The sequence below is a fragment of the Peribacillus sp. Aquil_B1 genome (genome assembly GCF_022603275.1).
GTDB lineage: Bacteria > Bacillota > Bacilli > Bacillales > DSM-1321 > Peribacillus.
In genome coordinates this window covers 67,866-94,294 of the sequence record NZ_JAKXEE010000008.1, presented here as the reverse complement: position 1 = coordinate 94,294, position 26,429 = coordinate 67,866, and the positions used below count along the sequence as shown (strand labels likewise).

At 36.2% G+C, this 26,429-nt stretch carries 25 protein-coding genes and 1 pseudogene; 20 read left to right on the top strand and 6 right to left on the bottom strand.

Translation table 11 applies throughout. The annotated features are described in order from the left end of the window. Positions 1 to 420, bottom strand: a complete 420-nt coding sequence (locus tag MPH60_RS26345; RefSeq protein ID WP_241593747.1) for a helix-turn-helix domain-containing protein — start codon at positions 418 to 420, stop codon at positions 1 to 3. A 154-nt stretch (positions 421 to 574) separates the two neighbouring features. Here MPH60_RS26345 and MPH60_RS26340 point away from each other — a divergent pair, with 154 nt between their 5' ends. The 11 genes and pseudogenes from MPH60_RS26340 to MPH60_RS26290 all read left to right on the top strand — a co-directional run bounded on the left by MPH60_RS26340 (position 575) and on the right by MPH60_RS26290 (position 10,256). Beyond that, positions 575 to 778, top strand: a complete 204-nt coding sequence (locus MPH60_RS26340; RefSeq protein WP_241593748.1) for a helix-turn-helix transcriptional regulator — start codon at positions 575 to 577, stop codon at positions 776 to 778. Positions 779 to 807: 29 nt separating this feature from the next. Further along, entirely contained in the window at positions 808 to 1,080 is a 273-nt protein-coding gene (locus MPH60_RS26335) for a DNA-binding protein (RefSeq protein WP_241593749.1), read from the top strand. A gap of 84 nt (positions 1,081 to 1,164) precedes the next feature. Next, entirely contained in the window at positions 1,165 to 3,498 is a 2,334-nt protein-coding gene (locus MPH60_RS27930; protein ID WP_241615883.1) for a phage/plasmid primase, P4 family, read from the top strand. A gap of 123 nt (positions 3,499 to 3,621) precedes the next feature. After that, the gene (locus MPH60_RS26325; protein WP_241593751.1) at positions 3,622 to 3,873 is read left to right on the top strand and encodes a hypothetical protein; all 252 of its coding nucleotides are present in this window, start codon (positions 3,622 to 3,624) and stop codon (positions 3,871 to 3,873) included. Position 3,874: 1 nt separating this feature from the next. After that, on the top strand, positions 3,875 to 4,180 hold the full coding sequence (locus MPH60_RS26320; RefSeq protein ID WP_241593752.1) for a hypothetical protein: 306 nt from the start codon (positions 3,875 to 3,877) through the stop codon (positions 4,178 to 4,180). A 44-nt stretch (positions 4,181 to 4,224) separates the two neighbouring features. Further along, the gene (locus tag MPH60_RS26315; RefSeq protein WP_241593753.1) at positions 4,225 to 4,623 is read left to right on the top strand and encodes an ArpU family phage packaging/lysis transcriptional regulator; all 399 of its coding nucleotides are present in this window, start codon (positions 4,225 to 4,227) and stop codon (positions 4,621 to 4,623) included. Positions 4,624 to 4,628: 5 nt separating this feature from the next. Then, complete coding sequence (locus tag MPH60_RS26310) at positions 4,629 to 4,916, top strand: hypothetical protein (RefSeq protein WP_241593754.1); 288 nt, start codon at positions 4,629 to 4,631, stop codon at positions 4,914 to 4,916. A gap of 303 nt (positions 4,917 to 5,219) precedes the next feature. Next, a pseudogene (locus MPH60_RS26305) lies at positions 5,220 to 5,832 on the top strand (head maturation protease, ClpP-related); the annotation flags it as partial. 101 nt (positions 5,833 to 5,933) lie between these two features. Then, complete coding sequence (locus tag MPH60_RS26300) at positions 5,934 to 7,085, top strand: phage major capsid protein (protein ID WP_241593756.1); 1,152 nt, start codon at positions 5,934 to 5,936, stop codon at positions 7,083 to 7,085. A 441-nt stretch (positions 7,086 to 7,526) separates the two neighbouring features. Continuing rightward, positions 7,527 to 8,237: a DUF6710 family protein gene (locus tag MPH60_RS26295; RefSeq protein ID WP_241593757.1), complete on the top strand. Its 711-nt coding sequence runs from the start codon at positions 7,527 to 7,529 to the stop codon at positions 8,235 to 8,237. A gap of 588 nt (positions 8,238 to 8,825) precedes the next feature. Beyond that, a complete protein-coding gene (locus MPH60_RS26290) occupies positions 8,826 to 10,256 on the top strand; it encodes a competence protein CoiA (RefSeq protein WP_241593758.1) in 1,431 nt (476 codons plus the stop codon). A gap of 193 nt (positions 10,257 to 10,449) precedes the next feature. Here the strand turns inward: MPH60_RS26290 and MPH60_RS26285 are convergent, their stop codons facing one another. Then, positions 10,450 to 10,695: a hypothetical protein gene (locus MPH60_RS26285; RefSeq protein WP_241593759.1), complete on the bottom strand. Its 246-nt coding sequence runs from the start codon at positions 10,693 to 10,695 to the stop codon at positions 10,450 to 10,452. 521 nt (positions 10,696 to 11,216) lie between these two features. Here MPH60_RS26285 and MPH60_RS26280 point away from each other — a divergent pair. Continuing rightward, complete coding sequence (locus MPH60_RS26280; RefSeq protein ID WP_241593760.1) at positions 11,217 to 12,317, top strand: restriction endonuclease; 1,101 nt, start codon at positions 11,217 to 11,219, stop codon at positions 12,315 to 12,317. Between the two features lie 1,332 nt (positions 12,318 to 13,649). Here MPH60_RS26280 and MPH60_RS26275 read toward each other — a convergent pair. From MPH60_RS26275 to MPH60_RS27865, 4 genes are all read right to left on the bottom strand, one after another. Next, positions 13,650 to 14,360 carry a hypothetical protein gene (locus tag MPH60_RS26275; RefSeq protein ID WP_241593761.1) on the bottom strand — a complete coding sequence of 237 codons (711 nt, stop codon included), beginning with the start codon at positions 14,358 to 14,360 and terminating at the stop codon, positions 13,650 to 13,652. A 3-nt stretch (positions 14,361 to 14,363) separates the two neighbouring features. Then, on the bottom strand, positions 14,364 to 15,137 hold the full coding sequence (locus MPH60_RS26270) for a hypothetical protein (protein ID WP_241593762.1): 774 nt from the start codon (positions 15,135 to 15,137) through the stop codon (positions 14,364 to 14,366). 346 nt (positions 15,138 to 15,483) lie between these two features. Next, positions 15,484 to 15,609 carry a hypothetical protein gene (locus tag MPH60_RS26265; RefSeq protein ID WP_241593763.1) on the bottom strand — a complete coding sequence of 42 codons (126 nt, stop codon included), beginning with the start codon at positions 15,607 to 15,609 and terminating at the stop codon, positions 15,484 to 15,486. A 23-nt stretch (positions 15,610 to 15,632) separates the two neighbouring features. Continuing rightward, positions 15,633 to 15,767: a hypothetical protein gene (locus MPH60_RS27865; protein WP_272492848.1), complete on the bottom strand. Its 135-nt coding sequence runs from the start codon at positions 15,765 to 15,767 to the stop codon at positions 15,633 to 15,635. 442 nt (positions 15,768 to 16,209) lie between these two features. Here MPH60_RS27865 and MPH60_RS26260 point away from each other — a divergent pair, with 442 nt between their 5' ends. The 8 genes from MPH60_RS26260 to MPH60_RS26225 all read left to right on the top strand — a co-directional run bounded on the left by MPH60_RS26260 (position 16,210) and on the right by MPH60_RS26225 (position 26,344). Beyond that, positions 16,210 to 16,656 carry a helix-turn-helix domain-containing protein gene (locus MPH60_RS26260; RefSeq protein ID WP_241593764.1) on the top strand — a complete coding sequence of 149 codons (447 nt, stop codon included), beginning with the start codon at positions 16,210 to 16,212 and terminating at the stop codon, positions 16,654 to 16,656. Between the two features lie 39 nt (positions 16,657 to 16,695). Beyond that, entirely contained in the window at positions 16,696 to 17,730 is a 1,035-nt protein-coding gene (locus tag MPH60_RS26255) for a hypothetical protein (RefSeq protein ID WP_241593765.1), read from the top strand. A 1,182-nt stretch (positions 17,731 to 18,912) separates the two neighbouring features. Further along, positions 18,913 to 19,287, top strand: coding sequence for a DUF1878 family protein (locus MPH60_RS26250; RefSeq protein ID WP_241593766.1), 375 nt, complete (start codon positions 18,913 to 18,915; stop codon positions 19,285 to 19,287). Positions 19,288 to 20,006: 719 nt separating this feature from the next. Next, the gene (locus MPH60_RS26245; RefSeq protein ID WP_241593767.1) at positions 20,007 to 21,500 is read left to right on the top strand and encodes an aldehyde dehydrogenase family protein; all 1,494 of its coding nucleotides are present in this window, start codon (positions 20,007 to 20,009) and stop codon (positions 21,498 to 21,500) included. A 120-nt stretch (positions 21,501 to 21,620) separates the two neighbouring features. Continuing rightward, on the top strand, positions 21,621 to 22,523 hold the full coding sequence (gene dapA, locus MPH60_RS26240; RefSeq protein ID WP_241593768.1) for a 4-hydroxy-tetrahydrodipicolinate synthase: 903 nt from the start codon (positions 21,621 to 21,623) through the stop codon (positions 22,521 to 22,523). Between the two features lie 40 nt (positions 22,524 to 22,563). Beyond that, entirely contained in the window at positions 22,564 to 23,955 is a 1,392-nt protein-coding gene (locus tag MPH60_RS26235) for a protoporphyrinogen/coproporphyrinogen oxidase (RefSeq protein ID WP_241593769.1), read from the top strand. A gap of 718 nt (positions 23,956 to 24,673) precedes the next feature. Then, positions 24,674 to 26,050 (top strand): MFS transporter, encoded by a 1,377-nt coding sequence (locus tag MPH60_RS26230; protein WP_241593770.1) that lies wholly within the window; start codon positions 24,674 to 24,676, stop codon positions 26,048 to 26,050. Positions 26,051 to 26,113: 63 nt separating this feature from the next. After that, entirely contained in the window at positions 26,114 to 26,344 is a 231-nt protein-coding gene (locus MPH60_RS26225) for a hypothetical protein (protein ID WP_241615882.1), read from the top strand. The last annotated feature ends 85 nt before the right edge of the window (positions 26,345 to 26,429 follow it).

Sequence of the window (26,429 nt, the reverse complement as noted above, 5' to 3'; positions counted from 1 at the left end):
TTAATCCTCCTTAAACAATGCTGATAGAATTCCTAGAATAAGTTGTTTTTTTTCAAATGAAATTTTCTTTTCATCATAGAAAACTGAAAAATCTCCTTCGAGTATTTTTTTTAAGTCTAAGTGGGCACCTTCTAATTTGAAACGTTCGAAACTCTCCATAGTACTTAAAAATTGGCTATCTGTTTTTTTATATTCAGGTAAAACTGGAAAATCAATGTATTTAAATTTTTTTGATAATAAATTACCATAAGAAACTTTATATACCTTGGCTAGTTTAGCTAAGACTTCATGCGAAGGATCATTCTTTTTTCCTAATTCTAAGTTTCGGATATAGGTATGACTAATACCGGCATTAACTGCCACTTCACGTAAGGACATATTTCCTCGTAATTCTCTGAGATAATCTCCGAATTCATTCACTCATAACATTCCTTTCAAAACATGTAATTACATCTATATTGTAAGTTATAAGATAACAAAAATAAAGACTTTTGTAATTTATTAGTTGACAGTTAACTTAATTAGGAATAATATAAAGTTGTAAACTATCAGATAACAAAATTGAGGTGATGAGATGAAAAATATTGTTAAGTATCTTAGGAGAAGTCAAGAATTCGACATGACGCAGCAAGACTTAGCAAAAAAGATAGGTGTAACGAAGGTCACGGTATCAGCAATTGAAAATGGTAGTAACACTTCTGGAGAAATTATTTTAAAAATATCAAAGGTATTTAATAAAGATCCAAGAGAAATTTTTTTTATCGAGGATGTAAACTAATAGATTACAAATGATTAGAGGGAGAAAAAATGATTGAAATTAAACTAGATGAAAATGAACTTAGAACCATCTATTTGGAGGAAGTGCAAAAAAGACTGGATAAAATTCAATTCGAAACATTACTTATGGATTCAAAACAATTGTGTAAGATGTTATCTCTTTCATGGCCAAGCATTGAAAAACTTTTTTTATCTGATCCTAACTTTCCTTCAATGAGAGTTGGTACTAAATGGTTGTTTAATAGAAAGGAAGTTCAGGAGTACATTGATCAATGGTCTGTCCAAATTAAAGTTAAAAAATAAGGGAATGAGGGACTTCATCATTAAAAAAATGTTATCAAGCATGCAATTTATTGTTTATTGCATAGGAGGGAGAATTGATGGATAGTGAACACGCAGCAAAATAACTTCAACAATATACCTAATGAATTAAAACTCACTAATCAATGGGTTCTCTGGAAATCCACAGTTAGAGAGGGAAAGAAAACAAAGGTTCCTTTTCAATCAGATGGCACTATGGCCCAATCAAATAATCGTCGTACTTGGTCTACTTTTCAATCAATTGTTCATCGGTACAACCAAGGTGGATATGACGGAATAGGATTTATGTTTTCCAAAGATGATCCATTCATTGGAATTGATATTGACCATTGTGTGAATGAAGGGGCCCTGACGGAACTGGCTGAAGATGTTATTGAAACTGTCCAGAGCTATACAGAGTATTCCCCAAGTGGACAAGGCGTTCATATTATCGCAAAAGGTAAGCTGCCATTAAAGGGGCCCGGGACTGGCCGGAAAAACCCTGGGATGGGCTTAGAAGTATATCGGCATGGCAGATACTTCACCTTCACAGGGGATAGCCTGGGCGAAATCCCAATCGTGGAACGTTCGGATGAACTAAAGATTCTATTTGATAAGTACCTAAAGGAAAAAGAAATGCCGGCTCCAAAAGTGAGGACAGAGCAGAGGGAACGGGAAGACTTCAGTACCCTTTCTAATGCGGATCTATGGGAAAGAATGTTCAACAGTAAGAGTGGTGGCAGCATAAAGAATTTGTTTCAAGGCCTCCTGATCAACGGAGACCATTCTTCCACAGATATGGCATTATGCAACCACCTTGCCTTCTGGGCGGATAAAGATGTTGCAAAAATGGATTCGATGTTTCGTGAATCTAATTTACTTAGAGAGAAATGGGACAAGCCGCATTCATCGGATGGTAGAACATATGGCCAAATGACAATTGATGCAGCAGTTATATCAACGCAAAATACTGTTTCTGATTTTGAGCCTACGTACAGTAAAAAAAATGACTCTAAAACCAATAGAACTAAAAGAAAGCAATCATTCAATAGGACTGACTTAGGAAATGCGGAGCGCTTGGTTCATCATCATGGTGAGAATATTAGATACAACAATACATTTAAGAAATGGTACTTATGGAATGGAAATCAATGGAATGAAGATGAAACGAATCAGATACGCCAGCTTGCTAAACAAACCGTTAGGAAAATATATCAAGAAGCCTCGGAAGAAGAGGATGGAGATATCAGGGCCGCCATTTCAAAGCACGCTATGCACTCCGAAGCGAGAGCAAAAATAGAATCAATGATTGCCCTTGCTGAATCAGAGGTTCCTATTTTACCGGATGATTTAGACAAGAATAAATGGCTTTTCAATTGTGCAAATGGAGTTATTGATTTGAAGACAGGCAAACTTTTGAAACATGATCGAGAATATTACATGAACAAAATTTCTCCAGTTGCTTATGATCCAAATGCTAAATGCCCATTATGGGATAGTTTCCTTCAGGATATTATGCGTGATCAGAATGGAAACGTGAATTATGAATTAATAGAATTCCTGCAAAAAGCAATTGGTTATGCACTAACTGGTGAAACAACCGAACAAGTTGTATTTTTCCTTCATGGCAAAGGAAAAAATGGCAAGTCTACCTTTTTAGATACTATCCGTCATCTTGTAGGAGACTATGGAAAACAGTCTAATACAGACAGCTTTACAATGAAAAAAAATGATTCTGTTAGAAGTGATATTGCAACTCTAAAAGGATCTAGATTAGTAGCGGCATCTGAATCTGAGGAGGGCGCAAAGTTAGCTGAATCTTTAATTAAACAATTAACCGGTATGGAGCCTATCCAAGCAAGGTTTCTATATGGTAATCCGTTTGAATTTGTACCACAGTTTAAGATTTTCTTTACAACAAATCATAAGCCGGATATTAACGGCGATGATCTTGGAATCTGGAGAAGGATTCGTTTAATACCATTTACAGTTACAATTCCAGAAGAAAAAAGGGATAAAAACCTTCCTGAGAAATTCTTAAAACAAGAAATATCAGGCATACTTCGATGGGCTGTAGAAGGCTGTCTAAAGTGGCAAAAAGATGGATTGAAACCACCAGAAGAAATTGAAAAAGCAACTGATCTTTATCGAAGCGAGATGGACACTATCGGGAGCTTTATAAGTGATTTTTGTACAATTCATGAAAGTGCTAAAACTTATTCTAAACAACTGTATTTTAGATATGAAGATTGGTTCCACGAAACTGGAGAAAGAGAAATACCTAAAGTAACCTTTTATAAAAAAATCGAAGAAAGAGGATTTAGAAAAAAGAAGGACAATAAAGGATTTTACTTTCAAGGAATTGGTATCCGTTCTTCTTTTGAACACTATTCTTCTTCTTTAGAAAGAAAGAAAATATAAAGTGAAAAAGTGAAAAAGTGAATCAAAAAAGGAAAAGTTTCTATAGGAAAAATAAAAAATAAAAAGTTTCCAAAATTAAAGCTGTTTTTTCACTTTTTCACTTATCCATTTATGAGGTGAATTATGGTTCTTAAGAAAGAAAAACCGCCAGTGTTATTAGCTATTGAAAGAGATCAGGAGGGGAATTTGAGCGTTTGGTGTCATCACTGTGGACGCTTTCACCATCATGGTAAAGAGCAAGGTAATGTAAGTTCTCATTGCACAAATGCAGAAAGTCCATTTAATAAATCCGGTTATTACTTAAAAAAGATCAAATATAACGGGAAACAAATCATTATTGAAAATAAGTCACTTAAACAAGGGAGGAAAAATTAATATGAAAAACCCGAAAAAACAAATCGAAAATTATGAGCAGTTACGTGAACTTGTCGGGAGTCAGAGAGTGCCAAATTTGGCTGAAAGGAAAATTTATAAACGAATTTTCAATGGGGAAATGTTACAAGAAAATGGTGAACTATCGTGGGCAATCATGCTCGTGTATTTGGCTGGAAAGGCGAAAGGTGCCGGAATGATTACATACGAAGGAATGGATAAAATCGTTGATAGGATGGTAGAACAGGAAGCACAGAAAAAAACCTCCACTACTGAGAATAGTGAAGGCATTGAAAAGTTAAATGCATAATAAGTTTTTAATCCACCTGAATTATATCACGAAGGTGGGATTGTATGGAACAGGAAACTTTATCTGTTGCTGAAAAGAAAGTCCTGGACGGTGCCGAATATAAGGTCTTGCAAAGAATGGTAAAGGAGCAACTAAAACTTTACCGAGCATTGAATGTAAGGCTGCAGAACAAACGAGAATGTGAAGCAGCTGGAGTAGGCCGGTTATTTCCTTCTATTCGTGAGAATTACATTAAGGATGATTTAAAAGTTAAACAGATTGACAGGGCGTTGACAGAGGGATTAGATGCAGTGGAACGTGAAATCATTGAGCTTAAATATCTACAGCCGTCTATCCCTACAGACCTTCAGGTGTACATGGATATGTACCTAGAGAAAACAATTTATTACCAGAAAAAGAAATCAGCTGTTATCTCCATTGCTTATGCTCTTGGGATGATATGAAGGCAATGGCTTTATCTGCTGATGAAAAGAAGGAGATCCGGAAAGCTCTTGAGCAAGAGTTTGAAAGCTATAGGCTTTATCAATTACTGATTGGTTCCGAAGGATATATTGATCAGCAACAATATATGAAGTCTTTCTGTGAAAGGATAGACCAAGCTGTTAGTCAGCTGCCAGATCGAGAAAAGCATTTGATTATGGAACGATATCTAAACATCGAGAGTGATTACATTATGGATATAGTATACCTATCTCATGAGTCCATCAATAAGTGCAAGGACATACAGCACGTATAGAGACAGGGCCATGGTTAAGTTAGCAATGTATTTGAATATAAACACTGGAATAAAAGGAGTTGATTGTATGGTCCATTGGGACCGGCAATGCCGAAGATGTGGAGAGTAAAATACGCCCCCCGGTCAAAAAGTTTCGTCATTTTTTTGGAACCCGGGGACCGGGGAGGGGGCTCGACTGTCCAAATTTTTGTCTTATTTCTCGCGTATATAGGGGGGGGGGAAGGCAAGAGAAGTCAATGATGAAGAAGCTTTTAGGTTAGAAAACGATGTAAATAATGCGATAAAAGGAGGTGAAAGAACCAAATGAAACACAATATCGAGGTCAAAGGGCCAATTATTTCAAATGATGAAGCTTGGATCTATGAGTGGTTTGAAATGGATGCAACAAGTCCTAGCAGAGTATCAAAAGCCTTGGCTGAAGCAAATGGGGAAGATGTGATTGTTTCAATTAATAGTCCAGGTGGTTATGTCCATGATGGATCAGAAATTTACACAGCTATAAAAAACTATTCAGGAAATGTTGAAGTTCAGATTGTTGGACTAGCAGCAAGTGCAGCATCTGTTATTGCTATGGCTGGTGATAAGGTGAGAATATCTCCAACAGGACAAATGATGATCCATAACGCATCTATGTTAGGGCATGGTGATCATAGAGATATGACCAAGGCATCCCAAGTGTTAAGAACTACAGATAAAACAATTGTTAATGCCTATGTCATTAAAAGTGGTAAGTCTGAAGATGAACTTTTGTCCATGATGGCGGAAGAAACTTGGATGAGCCCTCAACAAGCTTTAGAACACAAATTGGTGGATGAGATTATGTTCATCGATAATACCGTCAAAATTTCTGCTTACAGTGCTGCACCAAATATGATTCCACAAAAAGTAATTGATAGTATCAGAAATAAAGTTATGAATGAGAAAAAAAGTGAAGAAAAAGAAGGTTTAAGTTCTATCGCAAGAGCGTTTTTAAACAGTTACTCTAATAAACTATAAAAATTCAGGAGTGTGTTAACTATGGTAATAAGACTTAATAATAAAAATGGAATGAACGATGCAAAGGAAAAATTAACAGCTGTATTATCAAACACAGAAAGTACCGAATCGCAACAAACAGAAGCTTTTACAAATTACTTCGATGAACTACAACGAGAGGTTACAAAAAACATACGTACAGAAGTCCAGACGGACATGCTTAGTGGTTCGCGTGGTTTAAATCAATTATCTGGACAGGAAGTAAGATTTTTTAATGCAGTAATTGAAGAAGGTGGGTTTAAAGACAATGAAACTCTCCCTGTAGATACGCAAGAACGTATTTTTGAGGATTTACAACAAAGTCATCCACTACTGCAACATCTTGGTATTCGAAATCTTGGAGCTGTAACTGAATTTATTTACGGTAATCCAGAAGGTGCAGCTGTCTGGGGTCCGATCTTTGGTGATATTAAAGGACAACTAAATGCTACTTTCCGAAAAGAGTCTATCAGTCAGCTTAAATTGACTGCATTTATTCCCATCTCTAATGATATGTTGAAGCTAGGGCCAGTATGGGTTGAACGTTATGTTCGTACAATGATTGTGGAAGCAATGTCAGTTGGCTTAGAGCGTGGTTTTGTTGCAGGAACTGGAGATAATCAACCTATTGGTTTGCTGAAGGATTTAAATGGATCAGTAGTAAATGGGGTAATGGTATACCCTGATAAAACTTCTGCAGGTACTTTAACCTTCAAACCTGGACGCACTACGATCAATGAGTTAAAAGGCGTGGTAGAAAAACTATCTATTCACACTGTGGGAAGCGAGGAAAGAGTGAGAAATATTGCTGGAAAAGTTGTGATGGTCACTAATCCATTTGACAGCTTTGGTATTAAAGCAAATTCAACAGTTCAAAATGCTGCAGGATCCTATGTATCTAGTCTTCCATTCAGCCCAATCTTTACAGAATCAATGTTTGTTCCTCAAGGTAAAGTATTATTCTTTGTAAAAGGGGAATATCTAGCGGCTATTGGTGGAGGAATGGAAATTAAAAAATTCGACCAAACATTAGCAATGGACGACGCAACATTATACATTGCTAAGCAATATGCAACTGGAAAACCAAAAGATAATAAAGCAGTACAGGTTTACGATTTAGATCTTTCTATTACTGAAGAGCCTGCAGGTGTATAAATAGTCAGAGGGGGTGGGCTCTAAGTAGTCTATCCCCTTTCTAAAAGGTGGTATGAAGGCGCATTGAGAGACATGGTAAAGGTGAATTAAATAATGTTCGGGGTTGTTAAAGAAATAAGAAAAATGCGAAAAGGATAGAAATTTTTTAATGACATTAATGCATTGTAATTGAAAAAGGATTGTTTGAAAAAGCAGAGGGGGAATACTCCCTCTTTCTTTTCGACAACTCTTAATGACCGTTAGGAGTATTGAGATAATGGAGTAATTACCGAGTCGGAAGCTTCATGAATGTTGAAATATTTATTACTATCTAGTAAATTTTTAAATTAAAATCCTTCTCTAACAATGGAGTAGGATTTTTTATTGTTTATTTGCTGATTAAAAAAGTTAGGAAAAGAATTGTTTCCCCAGTCATATGTATTTAAAAGAAGGGGTGAACAGATGTTAAAAAAACTGTTTTCTAAACAAAAAACAAATGATAAAACTGCTCGTTTTAATTTGATAATAGATTTCGCTAAATCAGTTATAAGTGAAACGCAGTTAAGTAAGGATGGGGTATTTGAAAATGGCAATCACCCTATTTTTGATGTCATAAGGCTTCTGGGAAGAAATCTACAAACGAATTATTTAACCAGTTTATTAATTTCTGAAAATGAAACTAAATTACCGAGTCTATACCCTGAAGTGATTTTTATGGACCCGAGGACAATAATATTTGATGACATAACAATCGAGAGTTTGTTAGTTGAAGTAAATATAACCAAAAAGCTACAACTGGGTAGAGACTTAGTACTACCGTGGCCATGGAAAAGAGAAAGACTAATTAACTGCATTTCACAAATAGGAGAGAAGAGAAAAAATGGCCCATGGAAGCAAGATTATAATCATTGGGTCGAGCTATGGTTACCGATGGGGGTTGCTTGGGTTAACTCTGGGAACCACTCAATTAGCACCGGTATAATTCAAGGCCAAGGGCAAATTAAGTCTTCAAAGGCTATAGATATTAGTCATTTATATGCTTACATTTATAGTGATGGTGAATATTATTACTCATTTAAGAATAATGAGGTTATATCTGAGGTGAAAAATGTAGATTTTGCAGCAGTTTTTGAAATTGGGAGATTAATGAAAGAAAACGATATTAAATTTTAACAGGAAAACTTATCTCTCACATAGAAAGTAACAAAACATTTCACAACAATGAGTGAAAATAAAGCAATGCATTAATAAGAGGTTTTTTTAACTTAAATTCAAGGTCTGAATAATAAATCTTTTAGCAGAAGGGGGAGGTGATGGTCATTGACCTATAAAGGTGAAAAGGCGCGGGGCATTTCTGCAGATAAGAAAGCAAGAAAAGCTACTTTCACTGAATTGTTTGCTGCATAACATAGAGGATGAATATTAGAAATTAATTGAATGGGAAAAAATATGATTGAGAGTAACTCCTTGAAATTATTGCACACCCTGGTAAGCCTTCTTTTATAGAGGGTGCTTTTTCTTTTGAATGAGCTTTAATCACGATACGGAACTTGTCACTTTTGCCTTCATTGGACTCAAGGTGAATTCCTGGATAAAACAATTGTGGGACTTTAATTCCATTCGTTTTATCCTTTTTTTTTGTTTTAATTAATGGGTAAAAAGGAGGGGGATGCATGGTTTTTGTCAAACTAAGAGAGAGGATGTTCACGAAGAAAGTTTTTCATGGACATGATTCAACATCAAAAGGAAAAGGTGAATCGAATGATAAGGTGTATTACAAGTGATAAAGAAACGCTCATTGCATCAAATTGTGAAGTAGACAGTACAAAGAAGCTATCCAAAGAAAAACGACTTCACTGCCCGAATTGTCAAAGTACCGTAATTTTTAAACCAGGAAACGTATATAGATCACATTTCGCGCATTTTAATTCAGAATGTGTCGTTACCAATTATGAACCGGAAACAACCTCACATATTAAAGGTAAGCAAATTTTGTTTGAGTGGATAAGAAAGAACTATCCGGATGCAGTGGTTGAATATGAAGTATATATACCTGAAACGAAGCAAATAGCAGATGTTTTTGTCATCCACTCGGGAGAAGGAATGGAAGGAGTGCGATGGGCGTTTGAGTTCCAACACAGTCCCCTTTCATCAAAGGATTGGGAAAACAGGCATGAACTTTATCAATCTGTAGGCATACAAGATTTTTGGATTTTGGATAAAGCTAAATATATGAAATTCTCAAAAGCCCAAGGGATTACTGACGCCCGCAATAGAAAAGATTTAGAAACGGCCATTTATAACGAAACAGGCCTTTGCTATTTTTTGGACTTGAATACATCGGAGCTGACCATTGATTTTGAGTTTACTAAGTCATGGGAGACCAGGAATGTAAGGGGAATTGATCGGAGAAATGAATATACGTATCATAGTCCTATCCTTCATTCCTTTCATCTGGATCTAGTTATGATCCGAATGAATGAGGAATTTAAGCATGGGGTATTTGTTTTTCCTGAACTAATGAGCCGTATGGAAGACAGACTATCATATATTATAGGAAAGCTTAGGAGGAAAAAACAAGAACAAGAAGAATTAGAACTACAAGAAAAAGCTGCGGAAAAGAAGACGTTTGCGGAAAAGGAATATGGACAAGAAAAAACAGATATGATTTGGCAATTCATGAAGACAAACAAAGAAGCTTTAACGGAGGATGTACGACATTTACAACCCCAGACTTTCTTTGAGAAATATCACGAACTGATTGAAAGACTCTTGCTGGATATCCAGGAATTGAACATTATAAAGGATAGTGAGGACTTCACGAGGAAGATACTTGCAACCCTCATTTATGAATCTGAGCTTTATGGCTTGAAGTTCCTAAATGAGCAGGGTGCCCTTGTATTAGAAGAACATCTAATGACAATCAATCAAGAGAAGGTGTCTTTAGTTACATACGTCTATGAAACATATAAGGAAGAATTAGAAAAACTGGCATCGATGCATCCGAAGCATGTAGAACGAAGGCTAGGTGAGATTAACTACTCCTTAACCCCATGGGAAAAGAATCCTACGGCTATTGATTATGCGCTTAAGTATCGCCGTCTGGAGACGATGGAAGAAGCAGATGAGTATATGAAACAAATTAAGGATGAGATTATTAACTATGATCCGTTTGCTGATATGACATGGTAAGATCCATACGATTCGAACCGCATCCCTTGGTGGATGCTTTTTTTATAGGGAAAGAGAGGGAATGGCAAACTATCTTTCACTTTACCCGTCTGTACCCCTTTTGCTCCTCCGGTGCAACATAAACGGGAGATTGTGAACTTAAAGTATAAATGTTTTATAAACCCTTCTCATAATAGAGAGGGCCCTTTTTGTTTTATAAAGGCCTAACCTTCTTAACTAACTCCGTGATATCAATTTCTTCGTTATAAGTTACCTGATCTATTAGAAAATCCTCACTAGCAGCAAACTTAATTCTAATCTGCTGAATCCACTCGTATGCCGCAATGGCTGCCGTCCGGTCAGGGTCCTTTTTAAACTCTGAATTTAGGACAGGGAAGCTTCTACTCTGTAAAAATTTAGTTCCTTTTGAGTGTAAGTAAACTTTGATATTTATTTTCATTCTTAACTCCTCAATGAAAAAATGTGGACTTTTTTATTTTCTTCAACAGAAATAATCCTGTTAGCTCTTTAATAAACTATTAGAGAATCAAAGTACCTCTTGAAAAGGAGGTGATGTAATGGCCACAATTGACATAATTCAATTTGGGTTCAACGTGTTTTTTCAGTCGACCAGTTTTATAATTGCGTTATGTACTCTTTTTATACTAATAAAGAAAATGCCCTCATAAAAGACCGAGGACACGACATCACTAATTATTTTGTTTCCATGTAAGTGCTTCTGAAGCGTTGCCGCGCTTCAGTTTTTTTATGCTCTTTCGGTATATACCCAGGAATGTTCCAAATGTCATGTTCAATGTAGTCGCTTCAAGCGTCATCGCTGTTATCATATTGTATGATGTAACCGTTTGGTGATATACGTAAAATTATATAAAATAATAATATTGAAATTTATCGTATCACTGGTACCTTGTTAAATTTGAACCAGAAAATACCTAAATAGTTGCAGGAAATATGACTTATATGGCGAATTATGTTAAGAAATACTGCAAAGGTTATGCAAATGTAAAGGATGCGAATGAAAAATTGGATATTTTAAAATTTGAAGATATAATACCTGTTATAAATGAAGATAAGAATTATTGGCTGGTAAGAACTCTAGGTGGAAGATATTATGATGAGTTTAAGACAGGTAGTTTTATAGCTATTGGTTGGGACAAGATTACACTTGATGAGTTAATGAATTTGAGTCACCCCGATGTGATAAAGAGAATAAGTAAGGAATATCCTGAACGGAAAAGACCCATCAGACTAGCCAATCAGCTTAGCGATTTTGTCAAAAACATCAAGGTTGGAGACACTGTTATTATTCCTAGTGCTGGCTCAAATAAGATAACAATAGGTGAAATTGAAGGAGACCCTTATATAGAAGAGGTTGACGTAGAAAAATTGCGACCTGACGGTAAGAAACCATGTCCGTATCAAAAGCGAAGAAGAGTTAAATGGATAAAAACAATTTCTAAATGGGATATGGATATGGAGTTTTTTAAGTTATTCAAATCACAACATACAATAAGTAGTGCTAATGACTATGCATCATTTATTGATAGGATGATGCATACGTTTTTTATTCGGGGAAATGAAGCTCACTTGATATTAGATGTTAGGACACAGGGGAAAATACCTTTTGATACACTTTTTCCTATGGGAACGGAAATTCTTAATCTTGCTAAAGATTTCAATAAAAAAACTGGAGCAGGATTAGACTTATCAGATATTGAAGTGAAAATAAACGTACAGTCTCCCGGGAAAATTCATTTAACTGGAAAAGTTAAAACAATGATGGGTATAGGATTTCTTTTAATTTTATTAGTGGGCGGCGAGGTTGAATTTGAAGTTCCACTTGTTGAAACTACTGTAAACCTTCGTGTAGAGAGTCTCATTACAACAGTGTCTGATTATTTAGATGCTAAGCAGGATCGTGAGCATGACGATTTGGTCCTGAAAACTTACATGAAGGAATTAAAAGTTGAAACACCGGATGAACTTAAAAAGCTAATGGAAATTGATAATAATTTAAATTCAAATGATGAGCAGAAATCCGAATCAAAATCAGAAGAATGATATATAATATTGCAAAGGATATTACAGGGTATTAGGAGGGGGTTCAGAGATGTTGAATTTGATTAATTATATATCAATTTTAGGTTCTTTTCTCTTCCTTTTTGGCTTACTTTTCCTTTTACAAAGATATACTTTGGGTTTTATACCACTATTCGGTAGACCATTAGGAAGAAAAATTAGAAATTTATCAATCGGGGATGTTGTTTTTTCCTTGAATTCAATATTCTTTCTAATAACCTTCATGGATTTTATTAAACCATATTAACAAAGCCCCTCCTATATAAGTGGAAGGGCTTTTATTATATCCAATACTTATCTTGATCCCTTCCATTTTCGGTGGGTCTTTTTTTATTTCCTGAGTCCTAGAAGCAAAGATTAATAACTGTTTTATGTCCAGAATCTGAATGAATTGAACGGCTGAATGACACGGTAAATTGGATCTGGTGTCTGTGAGCAGAATGACTTAGGAAAACTTTTTTATCTTCTGGTTGCCAGGGTTCCTGCTGCCACTCATTGCTCATGAAATAAGATACCTAGCGGTTAAACTTTTCATCATAACCTTTTCGGAATAGATAGAACGTTAAATCTCTACAAAGAACGGGGCACGCTCTCAAATCATAAAGGCGTCAGGTTCCGTATTTTGGTTCGAAAAAAAAGGTTTCTGGTGGCTGAAAGTTCAGCAGTGACCTATAGAATTCAACGATTTTCAAGAAATGAGGGATTTTAGCAGAGTCTTTTTTTATAGGGGTTAGTGAAGGGAATTAGATGTAAGGTTGTTGAGAGGTATTCACTTCAATTATATTGTCTCTTCGTAGTCTCTTCATAACCGTATTGCAGCATGTAATAGGGTTCTTCAATCCAGAAAGTGAAGGTTGATAAGATCATCGTGTGTCATGCACCGGAAACGGTTTAAATCAGCCAGTATATTTTTAATCACGTTTTCTCATTAATCCAACACCTAAAATATAGGATCAATAATCTCTGGTTCATCAGATTGCTTAGAAGGCCCTTTAAATGGATTTTTAGTTATATTAGACCTATGAATCTCTAATGTTTTTTTAGCCTCGGTTATGACTAAATACGGGGCTTGAACTTCTTCCAATTCAGCTTTGCTTTATAATTTCAGTAAAAATCAAACGTTACCTTTCAATTTCTCGCTTCCTGGCGTTCCGATAATACGTGAGTTAAGGGACACAATGTCTAGAATTTGTGCTACACCTGACTATGTACCGTCTGGTGAGATAATAAGGAAGATAATGCGAGCCATTATGAAAATTGATCCTGGAGCAAAGGTGGAGGATTTTTTTGATATATAAAAAGGGGACTGTTTTTTTACAGCCCCTCTCCCTCTTCTGGAATTTCTTTATATAACATTGGTCTTATAAACATTAGAAGATCTATATCCTCAACATCTGTACGATTTTGCATAATCACAACTGTTTTGTTTACTGTAATCATAAAATCATAACTTCTTTTCTCAAAAGTGATTGAGCAATTTAGAGAGCTTAGCCTTCCAGCAGCCTCATAACGGTTATAATCTTCACTAAGATTTACATGATCCCCATACAACGCTACACTTTTTAGGTTTCCATCGTTAAAACCATTTAACCATCCGCCCCATACATTCTGTGTGTGGAGTATTAAGTAAGGAAAATCTACATTTGATCTGTTTAATTTAAACTTGTTAGCGTGCTGCTTCTCAAACTTCTTTTTAAAATCATTAACTGCTGCTTTATTTCCCTCAACAAGAAAAAGTTTTTTTGAAGAATTATAATAAGCATTCATACTGTGATTTTCTACGAATTGGTTGAAAATAAGATTTTCGCCGTATGCTCTTCCTTGCTTTCTTTTTATCTTTTCATGCTTAATTATATATTTATCAAAACCAGAATAGTAATCCCTTTTTATTAGCTGTAATGTGCTTATAGGCTGATCGTCAGATTTTTCCGCTGCGAGTTGTTGTTCAGTGCTTACAGCGGTTCCCTCTTGAACATCATCAAAAAGTGTTAAGGTCTCCACGTCTAAAAAATGATATGCTTTCAATAATTAATCACCTACTAATGATATAAAGTTTACACTGGCTGTTTGAAATTCTGTAATATCATTAGTTGTACATTCCAGTGCTTTTTCGGAAATAGTTATGTTTTTCTTGCCTTGAATTGTTTCTTGACTATAGCTATACCACAATCTATGGACCTTTTTAGAGTCAATATTCTTAGCGATCATGCTGATAAAAGGATTTTTACCCTGAAAGCTAATTTTAAATGTGAACTTACTACTGTCTGGTTTTAATTCTCGTTCGATACTTCTAAAGATAGGGGTTAATCTATTTTGAAAAATATCTAAAGATTTATCATACGAACAATAAAAATCATCAACTCTACATACCACTTTACCTTTGACATCGGTTTCTTCATCATAAATGTCTATATAATCAAATACGAATCGAAGACCGTCAATATTTAAGGAAAAAGCCCTATCGTTTATCAAATTGAATGATCCTGAATTCTTATTTTCAAGCATTTTTTCTTTAATTTTTTGTTGGATATTAGAGTTAAAATCACCTTCAAATTCTGTGTGGACATTCCATTTTGAACTTGAATTAAGAAGAATTATTTTAACACGGTTAATAAAAATGTTAAATTTACTCCAATAGTTGTATAACGTTGAAATAAGTCCAGCAATGCCAAACCCATATTTAAAAACGTCAAACCAATTTTTTACTAAAGAATGGAAGTATTGATAAATAAGAATGGCAATTGTAGCAATTAAAATAGCTGATACCGTAAACCATAGGCGTCTACTATAAATCAATTTCATAAAATGGACCGCCTGCCTCATTTTCTTTTTGTTCATTTTAACATAATTTGTATTAGATAAACTAATTTAAATTGTCCTCGGGTTTGTCCTCCTGTATTTTTAAAAACATTTATGTCTATTGCGATAGAACTTAGTAAAATGTTGAATAAATAAGGATCATTAAATTCGGTTTCTTCCTATTATAGGTTCAAATGAATGGGCGGCATGATGTAATTATCGCCCAAACCCCTTGATACATGAGGGTTTTATGTAAGAGGGGAGCGGAATGCTAACATCTTGCTAACATTTCTCTCCTAACATTAGAGGTTTCTCATGAGTTGTGCAAACTTGTGGGAAGCCTCTTTTATCATTTCTTTGGTATGTGAAGATAGACGTTCTTAGTTTTCTCGTCGTCACAGTGTCCTAAGCGATCCGTAATTTCTTCTAATCCTACCTTTGCTTCGTCTAACAACGATGTATGTGTGTGGCGCAAAGAGTGAGGAGTGAGCTCTGAACTTAAGCGGCCAGCTTCAGCAGCCGCGCCATTCTGTTTTCCACGGTCTTGATTAAAATAGGGAAGCCAGGTTGTTTCTTTTTCTTGGCAAAAATAAATCCTTCATCAAGATAGGTTTCACCATAGTACTCCTTCACTTTCTCCTGCGCTAGCATATGCTTTTTGAAAGCGGCAATGACTGCTTCATCTACTGAATTGTGCCAGGCTTTACATTGTTCTTCTCACTGTACATAAGAAGCCACTCGCTCGCGAAATCTTTGAATATAACATTCACTTCTTGTACATATGTGCCTTGATTGAGTTCGTGTAGGAGTTAGTTAGCGGCTCTGACCCTTTCGGGGATTTAGCTCATTAATTGTGACTATAATAAAACCTTTTCAGAAAAGGAAATCAAGTTTTTCTTCAATAAATTTCATCTCTTTTTTATTTCAGCTTATTTACCTTAATATATAGAAAAGCGGGTTCAATAAATATCTGAGCTATCCCAATGAATAAGTTAAAAAAATATTGGTAACAGTTGACACATACACACACACGTGTGTATAATGTGTGTATTGGTATCAAATGGAAGTGATAATAATGTTAACGACAAAAGAAATTAGTGAAATGTTAAAGGTATCCGAGGAAACTGTCCGTAGATGGATTCGTACGGGAGATCTAAAGGCGATTCAAGAAGGAAAAGGTTACCTGGTTGAGAAAAAAGATTTAATGAAATTAGTTCAAGAGAAGTCCACTGCAACAAATTCCTCAATTGGCAAGATGGCAACGTTAATTCCTTTGATAGGAGGGGTAGGAGCTATAGCCGGAGAAACAATTCTCAAAATGCTAGCTAAGAAGAACTTAAACGATGTAGATAATAATAGGAAAAGAGAAATTTCACTTCAAGATATAACTTACCGTATAGAGGAATTAAAATTAAAAAAGAAAAAGATAGAACTGGAACACCAAATGGAACTTTTGGAGATTGAAGAAGAAATCTCAGTATATCAGAAACTTCAAAATGAATTAAAAAAATCTGGAAAATAAAATCCCTTATAAAAAAACCTCTTGGGAGAAGGTAATTTGATGAATGAATTAAAATTAGATAAAAGGCATTTTATTTCTGAAAACGTATATAATTCCCAAACGATAAAGGATAGCTTCCTAAAAACATTTGAGTCAAGAACAAACAAGATATTAACTAATATCGCCGGCTTGCTTCCAACAGCGGAACATATAAGGGATATCATCGATCCACACAAAATATATGTTGCCCAATTTCCAAAAGACATAGTTGAGAAAATGCAAGCGGGACAGTATGATTTAATGCATTCAAAATCTGGCGAAATACTTTCTATGATAATTGATAAAACCCATCCTAAAAAAAACATTATTCATAATGTAAGATTAACCGAGCTTGACACTAATGTACTAAGTAAGGTACAGGACATTTCAAATAATATTGCTAGTTTGGCTGTTCAACAACAGCTTGCTCAAGTATTGGAAGAATTGTCTGAAGTGAAAAAGATTGCTACATCAATAAAGCGGGGGCAGGTTACTGATAGAATCGCAACGGTTAATACAGGTAAAGACCTTCTTGAAAGTGCTTTGAATGGGCCTTCAAAAGAAGGATACTCTGAAATTCAACATGCCATACGAATGCTGTTATTGGGAAGGAATCAATTGGAGTTGTATCTAAAAGATGAATTAAAATTTATTAGCGATGTACCCACAAGTAAAATAAAAATATTTTTTAAATCTGTTTTTAATAATGGATTTTATGATAAATGTAATGAAAGCTACAATTCCTTCCAAGAGGCTTTTAAGGCATATTTTGAATCATGTGTTTATCTCTCTATGGCATATAATGAGATAAAAGATGAAAAGGCTATGTTAAAAGCGTTTGAGACTGTTAAATCATTAGTTCAAGTTTCCTCATCCAAAATACTCTCACTTTCAACTATAGCTGTTTCAGGGAAAAGTGAAGAAGATTTAATGTGGTACAGAAATCCAGATCTAATATTAGAAACATTTGATAATTATCAACAACAAACATTCCTGAAAAATGCGGATGTAATAAATATAGAATTCGAAGGAAGCCAATTGTTAGGTGAGGTGTAACAATGAAAAACTGTATTTTTTGCAAAAAGTTAGGTGAAGGAATGATATGTAGGCATTGTTTAGCAAAAGGAGGAGCAAAGACAGGGCAAATTACCAAGACTATTGGTAAGTATGGTGGAATGGTTGTTTTTTTGGCATTTGCAAGGGGAAAATTTAGAAATAGAGGGGACCATAACTGAAAAATACAATTTGAAAGTTAAACTCATCTAACATTTCATGTGTTGCCACATACACTCCGCACATGAGGATTGTGTAACTGCGGTTTAAAAGCGACGCAAACAGAATTTGCGCCGCTTCTGTTATAAGAGACATCAAGTTAATTGCAAATCATTGACTGCTAACATTTTGCTAACTAAGTCCAATAAAACGAAGTAAATTAGGGTTAAAGATATTACATTTGATGCCTGCAGAATGCTGATTCGACGGACCTTTCTTCTATCGTCGTTAAAAATGTTACAACATAAAACCACATGGGCGGCATGATGTAATCATCGCTTAAATCCCTTTGGGTTTAACGAGGATTCAGTCATGAGTGCTCACCAAACATGTGAATATCTTTAAAGTTGAAGTCCTCTCACAGTTTACTGTGGGAGGCCTTTTCTTTATATTTGAATTCAATTCTATATTTCCTAATCGTTGTTGTTTTTTTATTCCTACTACAGCTTCAATTAATAGTGAAGTGTAGGTATGCCCAAATAAGTGTGGAGTAATGTTCTTTTCCATTCCTGCTTTTTTCGGAAGCCGTTTCAACTATTCGGTGTTTCTATAACATGTTAACAGCATTTCATCAATCTTAATCGTACGTACAGAGCCCTTTGTTTTTGGTGTTAAAAGTTGATATTTCCCAATATGGTTATATCGTGTTTTTGTCATGCGAATAGTGCCTGTTCTTCGTTAAAATCTGCCCATTTCATGGGTAATGATCACCGATTCTTGAACCGTTATAGGGAATACGCGATTCTACCAGGGAAGCATCGCTAAAAAAAGGGAATTAAGAAATGTAAATTATATCGTTTCATTTTTGGAACGAGAGGATTTACTAAATATATTAGTATAAAGTTAGAAGTGCGAAAACGCTACCCTAACCCCATTGTTAAAAGGAGTTTGACCACAATGAAAATAATTAGAGAAAGAGAAGTTACAATTGCACTTTGGGTATTATAATAGTAGGAGTTGAAATTAATGGATGAGTTAATAGATGAATTTAAAAAGATGAAATATCATCAAAAGTTATTACTTACAATTGCATTGGATAAAAATCATGAACAATATACTTTTTTTCATTTCATTTTGAATAACGATTTGAGTGAAAAGGATTCAAAGGTAATTTCTGATATACTTCATGCTTTAGAAGATAAAAAGGAAGGTACTTACCAAAAGGGTAAATATGGTGCAGTCATTGCATCATTATTAGGAGATAATCCTTCAGTGTCCATGGATACCTTTGAAAAGGCATTGTTACATGTAAATATTGATGTGAACCCTATTTATCTAATTAAATCCTTGAGAAATCAATATTTTCAAGTTGATTTATGTAATTACCTCTTGGAACAATAAAGTATGATAATCTCAACAAGCATCAGTATATAATATTATTTCGGCAAACTAACTAAATATGCTAATGCTAAAGAAAGAAAACCCCTTTTTCTATAGTTGTACTGACCTAAAAAAGTGAGAAAAATAAAAACACCTTTCGTTGAAAAGTAGGTATTAAATATCAACCAATCAATGTGAAGGTGTTTTTTTTATGGGAAAAACAATGCGGTGTAGGTAAATAATTCTAGAAGGGTTTGGCGTTATAATAATTATTTTCTTATGTCATTTCACGTTTGTTAAATTCACGTTAAACTCAGTAGATTCAGCAACTGTATTTCTAGCAAAGTTGTCTGATTCATCACGTATAGAAGCCTCTGTAAACCGCGGAGAATCAGAGCTGCCCTAAAGGCAGCTCTTTCTTTATGCAAATATCAATGCGGTTTAGTGAAATAAGAATGGCTATATAAAACAAGTGAAACAGGTATTTTTCTAAAATAATAATGTATTTAGAAGCTTCTTCATATGCTGCACACCCTTTCCACGGTAACCTCAGTTCTCCTATACCCAATTGTGAGATGTTGCGAATATAAAAAATGAATAAATATATTCCCTTTTATAAAAAATGGTTTACAACCATTCGTTTAGTTGGTAAGATTTGTTTTAATAAATAATTTGAAAAATTCAGTTATTTATCTTTTTAAAACAGAAAATTTTAAAACTAAAAAGGAGAGGTAAATAAAATGGAGGCAACTGATTACAATTTAAAGCCGAAAGTAAAAAGATTCCTGGAAGGATCTATCGGTCTTTATATTAATGGAGAATACGTACCAGCGGTTAGTGGGGAAACATTCGATGTCATTAACCCAGCTAATGAAGAAGTGATTGCACAAGTCAGCGAAGCACAAACTGAAGATATCGATATTGCCGTACGAGCTGCAAGAAAAGCATTCGATGAAGGTGAATGGTCAGAAATGAAAGCGGCTACACGCTCGCATCTTCTTTATAAGTTCGCAGATCTTTTGGAAGAAAACCGTGAAGAGCTTGCGCAACTTGAGTCACTTGATAACGGTAAACCATATAAAGTCGCATTAACAGATGATGTTGATGGGTCAATCCAACACTTCAGGTATTATTCGGGTTTCGCAACGAAAATACAAGGAAAAACGACACAAGTATCGCCGGAATACGTGAATTACACTGTGCATGAACCTGTTGGGGTTGTAGGCCAGATCATTCCTTGGAACTTTCCTCTTTTGATGGCTGCTTGGAAGCTGGGATCTGCTCTGGCTGTTGGTTGTACAGTGGTTATTAAACCAGCAAGTGAAACACCACTTTCTTTACTTTATATAGCAAAACTGTTCAAAGAAGCTGGTTTTCCAGACGGCGTTGTTAACATCACTCCTGGCTCCGGTAGAGTTGCTGGTGAAGCAATTATCACTCATAAAATGGTGGACAAATTGTCGTTCACTGGATCAACAGCTGTCGGAAAAGAAGTCATGAAGAAAGCTGCAGATCAAATCAAAGGAGTCACGCTCGAACTAGGTGGTAAATCACCTGCAATCATCCTGGAGGACGCCAACCTGGAAGAAGCGATTGAAGGGGCATTCAATGGCACGATGTACAACCATGGACAAAACTGTAGTGCTTGTACACGTATCTATGTTCATCGTAAACATTATGAACAGGTAGTGCAGGCATTGGCAGAACGTGTGAACACGTTGAAACTTGGCCCAGGAATGGATCCGGAAACAGATATGGGTCCCCTCGTCTCAGCAAAACAGCAACAAACTGTTCTTGACTACATCGAGCAAGGAAAAAGAGAAGGTGCACGTCTTGTTACGGGAGACAAAATGGCATTTAATAAAGGCTATTTTGTTCAACCAGCGATTTTTGCGGATGTAGAAGATGACATGGCCATAGCGCGTGAAGAAATCTTTGGTCCAGTAATGTCGGTTTTGGTTTTTGATACTGTTGAAGAAGTTATTAAAAGAGCAAATGATAGTGATTATGGTTTAGCGGCTAGTATTTGGACTGAAAATATCAAAACCGGTCACTATATTTCCCGTAAACTGCAAGCCGGTACAGTTTGGATTAATGATGTTGGTCTTGAGTGGGAGACAATGCCGTTCGGCGGTTATAAACAATCTGGCATTGGACGCGAAATGGGCGGAGAGTATGGCTTAGAGAACTACACCGAAGTGAAAAGTGTATATGTGAATATTAAACAAAAGTAGACAGTTAAAATCATGCAAATCCGTAATAGCTACACAACTATATAGATAGATGCAGCTTTTCCAATAAAGAAATCAATGGGTAGAAATTCTGTTTAATTAACTTTTATGAGGAGGATAAATATGTATAAACCTTTTGGAATGATTCCAGCTTTACCAACACCTATGAATGAGGATAACAGTATTGATTATAAGGGGCTTGAACAAATAATAGAACATTTGATAGATGGAGGAATGAACGGTCTTTTAGTGGGAGGAAGTACTGGAGAATACTCACTAATGAGCATGGAAGAACGAAAGGAAGTAATTAAATTCGTGTGTGAAACATCAAACGGCAGATTACCTGTTATGGCGGGTACAGGATGTCATCGAACAGAAGATACAATTGCACTTACTAAATACGCAGCTGAAGTTGGTGCAGATTGTGCCTTGGTCATTAATCCTTATTATATGACAACTAGCAGACAAGGAATCATTGATCATTACAAGGCAGTAGCAGAAAACTCTAGCATTGGAATTGTCATCTATCATTATCCGGATGCTACAGGTGTTGAACTTGATCCAGAGTTAATTAATGAATTAAGTCAAATAGATGGAATTGTCGGTATTAAAAATACCGCTGATGGACAGCATACCTCTAAACTTATTGCAGTGACAAAAGACAATCCGAACTTCGCGGTCCTAACTGGATTTGAGCATTTGATCTTACCTACATTGGCATTAGGGGGGCATGGTGCTATTGGAGTTGTCCACAACTTGGCTCCGAAAAAAATAGCAAAATTATATGATTTGATCGTAAATGAAAACAACTTAAAAGAAGCGACTAAATTAAATCAGGAATTGCTAGTTTTATATAATGCTATTGAAGAAGAAACGATTCCTGGAACAGTAAAGGCAGGCTTGGAAGCACTAGGATTATCAGGAGGATCAAGTAGATTACCGTTAGTGCCTGCTTCCGAAAAGTTCAAGTCAAAAATTGAAACAGTACTAAATGAATTAGGGGAACTAGGAGTGAAACAACATTAATTGAATGAGGAGAAATACACAAGGGATGGGAGGAGATCCAATGAAAGATGTAATTATAATAGGCGGTGGACTTGCTGGATTGTCCGCTGCCTGGCGCCTTAAACACCATGATATATTACTTTTAGAATCAGATGATCGTATTGGTGGGCGTGTCCGCTCTGAACGCCGAGGGGATTATTGGTTAAATTGGGGCGGACATCTATATGCCGGAGCTGGTTCGGCTACAGATGAATTATTTCAATCTGTAGGAATAAATGCATTACCTGTACCAGGAATTTTAACGGCAATGTCTTTGAATGGGAAGTTGCTTTTAGATGGTCCAGTTGAACTGTATCCATTTCGGGCCCCTATGGCATGGAAAGCTAGATTTGCCATGATACGTGCAGGTGCTAAAGTGCGTGCAGCTGTTATCAAGTATGGCAAAGTAGCAAAAAAACGTCCGGGGGAGGACTATAGAGTTCGACAACAACGAATTTTAGAATTTATGGGTGATCAAACTTTTGCCGAATTTACTGGTAAATTACCACCAGATGCAGATGCCATTTTTAGACCTACAGTTAGCCGTTCGACTGGCAGTCCTGAGACAATGACTGCAGGATCAGGTGTAGGGTATTTCCACACTGTATGGAACAAAGATGATGGGTTAGGGAGAAATATTGTCGGGGGAGCATCAACGCTTACGAACACGATTGCAACAACATTAGGTGAACGGGCTCAACTAAATGCAAAAGTTTCAGAAGTTCTACAGAAAGAAGACTCTGTTGTCGTACACTATACTCAAAATGGCGTGAAGCATGTGGTGGAAGCACGTTATGCAGTCCTCGCGACGCCTGCCACAATTACAAAAAAAATAGCGAAAAACATTGACCCGGAAATCGCAGACGCTCTTGGTAAGGTTAAATATGGTCCACATGTTAGTGCAGCATTTTTAACAAATGAAACAGGACCTCAAGTTTGGGATCATGTATATTCTTTTGCTACGCCTAAAAGGTCATTTGACATTATTCTTCATCAATCTAATCTAGTCCGTTCAATAGAAACTGAGAGACAGCCAGGTAGCAGTCTTATGACATTTTCACCGGGGGAAAGCGGGCGGCGGCTAATGGATAAATCTGATGAGGAAATCATTCAAATATATTTGAAAGATTTAAATGAAATATTTCCTGGTTTTAGTGATCATGTAGTGGAGGCTCATGTAGAAAAATTCCCATTCGGATCAGCTTATATTTTCCCAGGCCGTGCAGAAATACAACCAGTTTTAACAAAATCTGCGGGCCGATTGTTCTTAGCAGGTGATTATTTAGGCTCCTATTATACTGAAACAGCCATTCAAACAGGATTCACTGCAGCCCAGAGTATTAATAGCTTCCTGGATTTCGAGCTTCTTGCATCCCAAAAAGAGAAGAAATTCAAGACTGTAGTTTCTAATTAATGACCATGGTTTTGTTGAGAGAATCAGTTAATATAGGCTTATATAGATAATTTCCTTTTTAAACCGGCAGCAAAAGTGGCCCTTTTCTTTGGCTCAATTAGGTAAAAAATTTGGTCATGTCGAGAAATTAAGCAGAATGTATATAGATTGAAAAACCCTCATTAAACCTAGTCATTTACAATAAATGATGCGACTTTATGAGGGAATTCCCCAAAGCTTTCTATATAAGTATAACTGAAACTTTCAACATGGCTAACGAATCAATTCGCTGGAGCACTTTCTCCGGGAAAGTGGAGATGCTCCATAAATGAACGAATGGATGAATGGATGTCTTTTATGCATTGCACTGGGTCCTTCTCCATACAGAAGAAATCGATATTTTTAATGTTCATACAGCCTAAAAAGCTGACAATGGCGGTAACGCTTCTTGATAGAGCCGGAAATTGTCAATTGAAGGTATTATGAATATTTAACCATTTTAAATGCATCCACTTCTTTATCCATTCTTTTAGGAGCAGTATGGACAGGAAAAGGCCGTTGTTAAATCCAGTCTTACAATACTTAGGCAATAGCCCTTTCTATAACTTAGATGAAGGATAATACATGTCGAAAGTGATCGGCAAAATGCAAGCGTTATCTTTATGACAAAGGTAATATTTCGCTATTTGGAACAGATGAATCAAAGTAAAAAATATTGTTAATAATTGGGAGGGAATTTATGAATAAAGTCCGGACAATGGAAGAGCTTCCTTTAAGTGGATTCCATTATAAAATGTTTGCCTACGCCAGTGGGAGTACATTCATCGATGGGTATATTATTGGAATTATTGCGGTAGCCCTTTCTGCCATGCAGTCCCAATTCGATTTGTCCTTAACCATGATGGGGTTGATTGGGATGGCAACTCTCGCGGGTATGTTTGCTGGTGGAATAATAGGGGGCTATCTTACAGACCTTATTGGCCGGAAGAAGATGTTTCTCATCGATATGCTTATCATGGCTATTGTGTCAATCCTTCAGTTTTTTATCAACGATCCCATTCAGTTAGTCATTTTACGATTTATTTTAGGTGTTGCAATCGGGGCAGATTACCCAATTGCAGGAGCCTTGATGGCGGAATTTTCTCCGAAAAAAAATCGTGGATCCTTGCTTGGAGGGCTTAATGGACTCTGGTATGTCGGTTACGCCGTTTCATATTTGGTCGGTTTCTTATTGCTGTCCGTAGGTGACACGAGCTGGAGATGGATGCTTTTAAGCAGTGCTATTCCAGTAATCCTCATGCTTGTCGCACGTTTAAATATGCCAGAATCCCCTCTTTGGCTGGCTAGCAAAGGAAGACAAAAAGAAGCAAACGCTATTGTTCGGAAAATATTCGGGGATCATGTCATCATGTCAAATGAACCAGAGACCAAGGAGAAAACCACCTTTCTCGAAATGTTTCGAAATGGTTATGGAAAATGGGTGTTTTTCGTGTCTGCTTTCTGGTCGCTTCAAGTTATTCCTACCTTTGGAATAGGAACCTATATCCCTGAGATCCTTGCACAATTTGGTTTTGCTAATGGAACGAGGGAATATCTTGGATCGGCAGTCATTAATATCGTCTATCTTGTCGGCTTGCTACCTGCCCTTTATTTAATCGAAAAATTCGGAAGAAGACCTACCCTTATTGTTCCGTTTTTAGTATCTGCCATTTCTTTATTCGTACTGGGGGCAACCTCTGGGATGAATACATCGTTTGTTTTTATCCTGGTTCTCTTTATAATATATGGAACGTTCAATACTGCGATGGGAGCTCATGATTGGATCTATCCGAACGAGCTTTTCCCAACCCATATTCGGGGTACGGCAATGGGCTTTATCACAGGCGTAACCCGTATCGCCTCTGCCATTGGTACATTTTTCTTCCCGTTCATTTTGGAGAATTATGGGTTGGCAGCTACGTTGTATATTTGTGGGGCTTTGTTTTTCATAGGATTTTTAATCTCTCTCTTCATGGCTCCGGAAACAAAGAATATGAGTTTAACGCAAACCAGCTCCATCAACAAAGCGGGAAACAAAAGACAAGACAGCTTCACATCGAAAAAACACATTAATTAGAAAAGAGAGAACTTTTTAGAACAGCAACAGTTAATTAAAATTATTCGTCTGGCAGGAAAAGTGTTGATAGTTGTCGAAACCGAGGAAGAGATGGAAAAAACCAACGAGATGTTGTGTTTCTGGAGAGGGTTTGACCCGGCTAGTGGCAAAGTGACTGGCCGGCCTCATTCCCCTTATAGGAAAAGCCTTACATCTGAAATTGAATTGGTGAAGAACATACCCGTTATCATGAACAAAAAGCGGCGGGGGAGCAGGACTCATCATGACATTTGGCGCTGCTTCCGTTCAAAATAAATCTCTGTATCTTAACTTTATTACTAGTTAGATTTATTAAAACCACTAGTCATCTTCCGCCTAGACGGATAGATGGCTTTAAATT

Coding starts and splice junctions, on each gene's coding strand:
- MPH60_RS26320 (WP_241593752.1), top strand. CDS start 3,875: ATGAAAAACCCGAAAAAACAAATCGAAAATTATGAGCAGTTACGTGAA.
- MPH60_RS26340 (WP_241593748.1), top strand. CDS start 575: ATGAAAAATATTGTTAAGTATCTTAGGAGAAGTCAAGAATTCGACATG.
- MPH60_RS26315 (WP_241593753.1), top strand. CDS start 4,225: ATGGAACAGGAAACTTTATCTGTTGCTGAAAAGAAAGTCCTGGACGGT.
- MPH60_RS26270 (WP_241593762.1), bottom strand. CDS start 15,137: ATGAAATTGATTTATAGTAGACGCCTATGGTTTACGGTATCAGCTATT.
- MPH60_RS26300 (WP_241593756.1), top strand. CDS start 5,934: ATGGTAATAAGACTTAATAATAAAAATGGAATGAACGATGCAAAGGAA.
- MPH60_RS26285 (WP_241593759.1), bottom strand. CDS start 10,695: ATGAAAATAAATATCAAAGTTTACTTACACTCAAAAGGAACTAAATTT.
- MPH60_RS26295 (WP_241593757.1), top strand. CDS start 7,527: ATGTTAAAAAAACTGTTTTCTAAACAAAAAACAAATGATAAAACTGCT.
- MPH60_RS26325 (WP_241593751.1), top strand. CDS start 3,622: ATGGTTCTTAAGAAAGAAAAACCGCCAGTGTTATTAGCTATTGAAAGA.
- MPH60_RS26255 (WP_241593765.1), top strand. CDS start 16,696: ATGAATGAATTAAAATTAGATAAAAGGCATTTTATTTCTGAAAACGTA.
- MPH60_RS26245 (WP_241593767.1), top strand. CDS start 20,007: ATGGAGGCAACTGATTACAATTTAAAGCCGAAAGTAAAAAGATTCCTG.
- MPH60_RS26310 (WP_241593754.1), top strand. CDS start 4,629: ATGGCTTTATCTGCTGATGAAAAGAAGGAGATCCGGAAAGCTCTTGAG.
- MPH60_RS26235 (WP_241593769.1), top strand. CDS start 22,564: ATGAAAGATGTAATTATAATAGGCGGTGGACTTGCTGGATTGTCCGCT.
- MPH60_RS26280 (WP_241593760.1), top strand. CDS start 11,217: ATGGCGAATTATGTTAAGAAATACTGCAAAGGTTATGCAAATGTAAAG.
- MPH60_RS26290 (WP_241593758.1), top strand. CDS start 8,826: ATGATAAGGTGTATTACAAGTGATAAAGAAACGCTCATTGCATCAAAT.
- MPH60_RS26250 (WP_241593766.1), top strand. CDS start 18,913: ATGGATGAGTTAATAGATGAATTTAAAAAGATGAAATATCATCAAAAG.
- dapA (WP_241593768.1), top strand. CDS start 21,621: ATGTATAAACCTTTTGGAATGATTCCAGCTTTACCAACACCTATGAAT.
- MPH60_RS26230 (WP_241593770.1), top strand. CDS start 24,674: ATGAATAAAGTCCGGACAATGGAAGAGCTTCCTTTAAGTGGATTCCAT.
- MPH60_RS26260 (WP_241593764.1), top strand. CDS start 16,210: ATGTTAACGACAAAAGAAATTAGTGAAATGTTAAAGGTATCCGAGGAA.
- MPH60_RS26335 (WP_241593749.1), top strand. CDS start 808: ATGATTGAAATTAAACTAGATGAAAATGAACTTAGAACCATCTATTTG.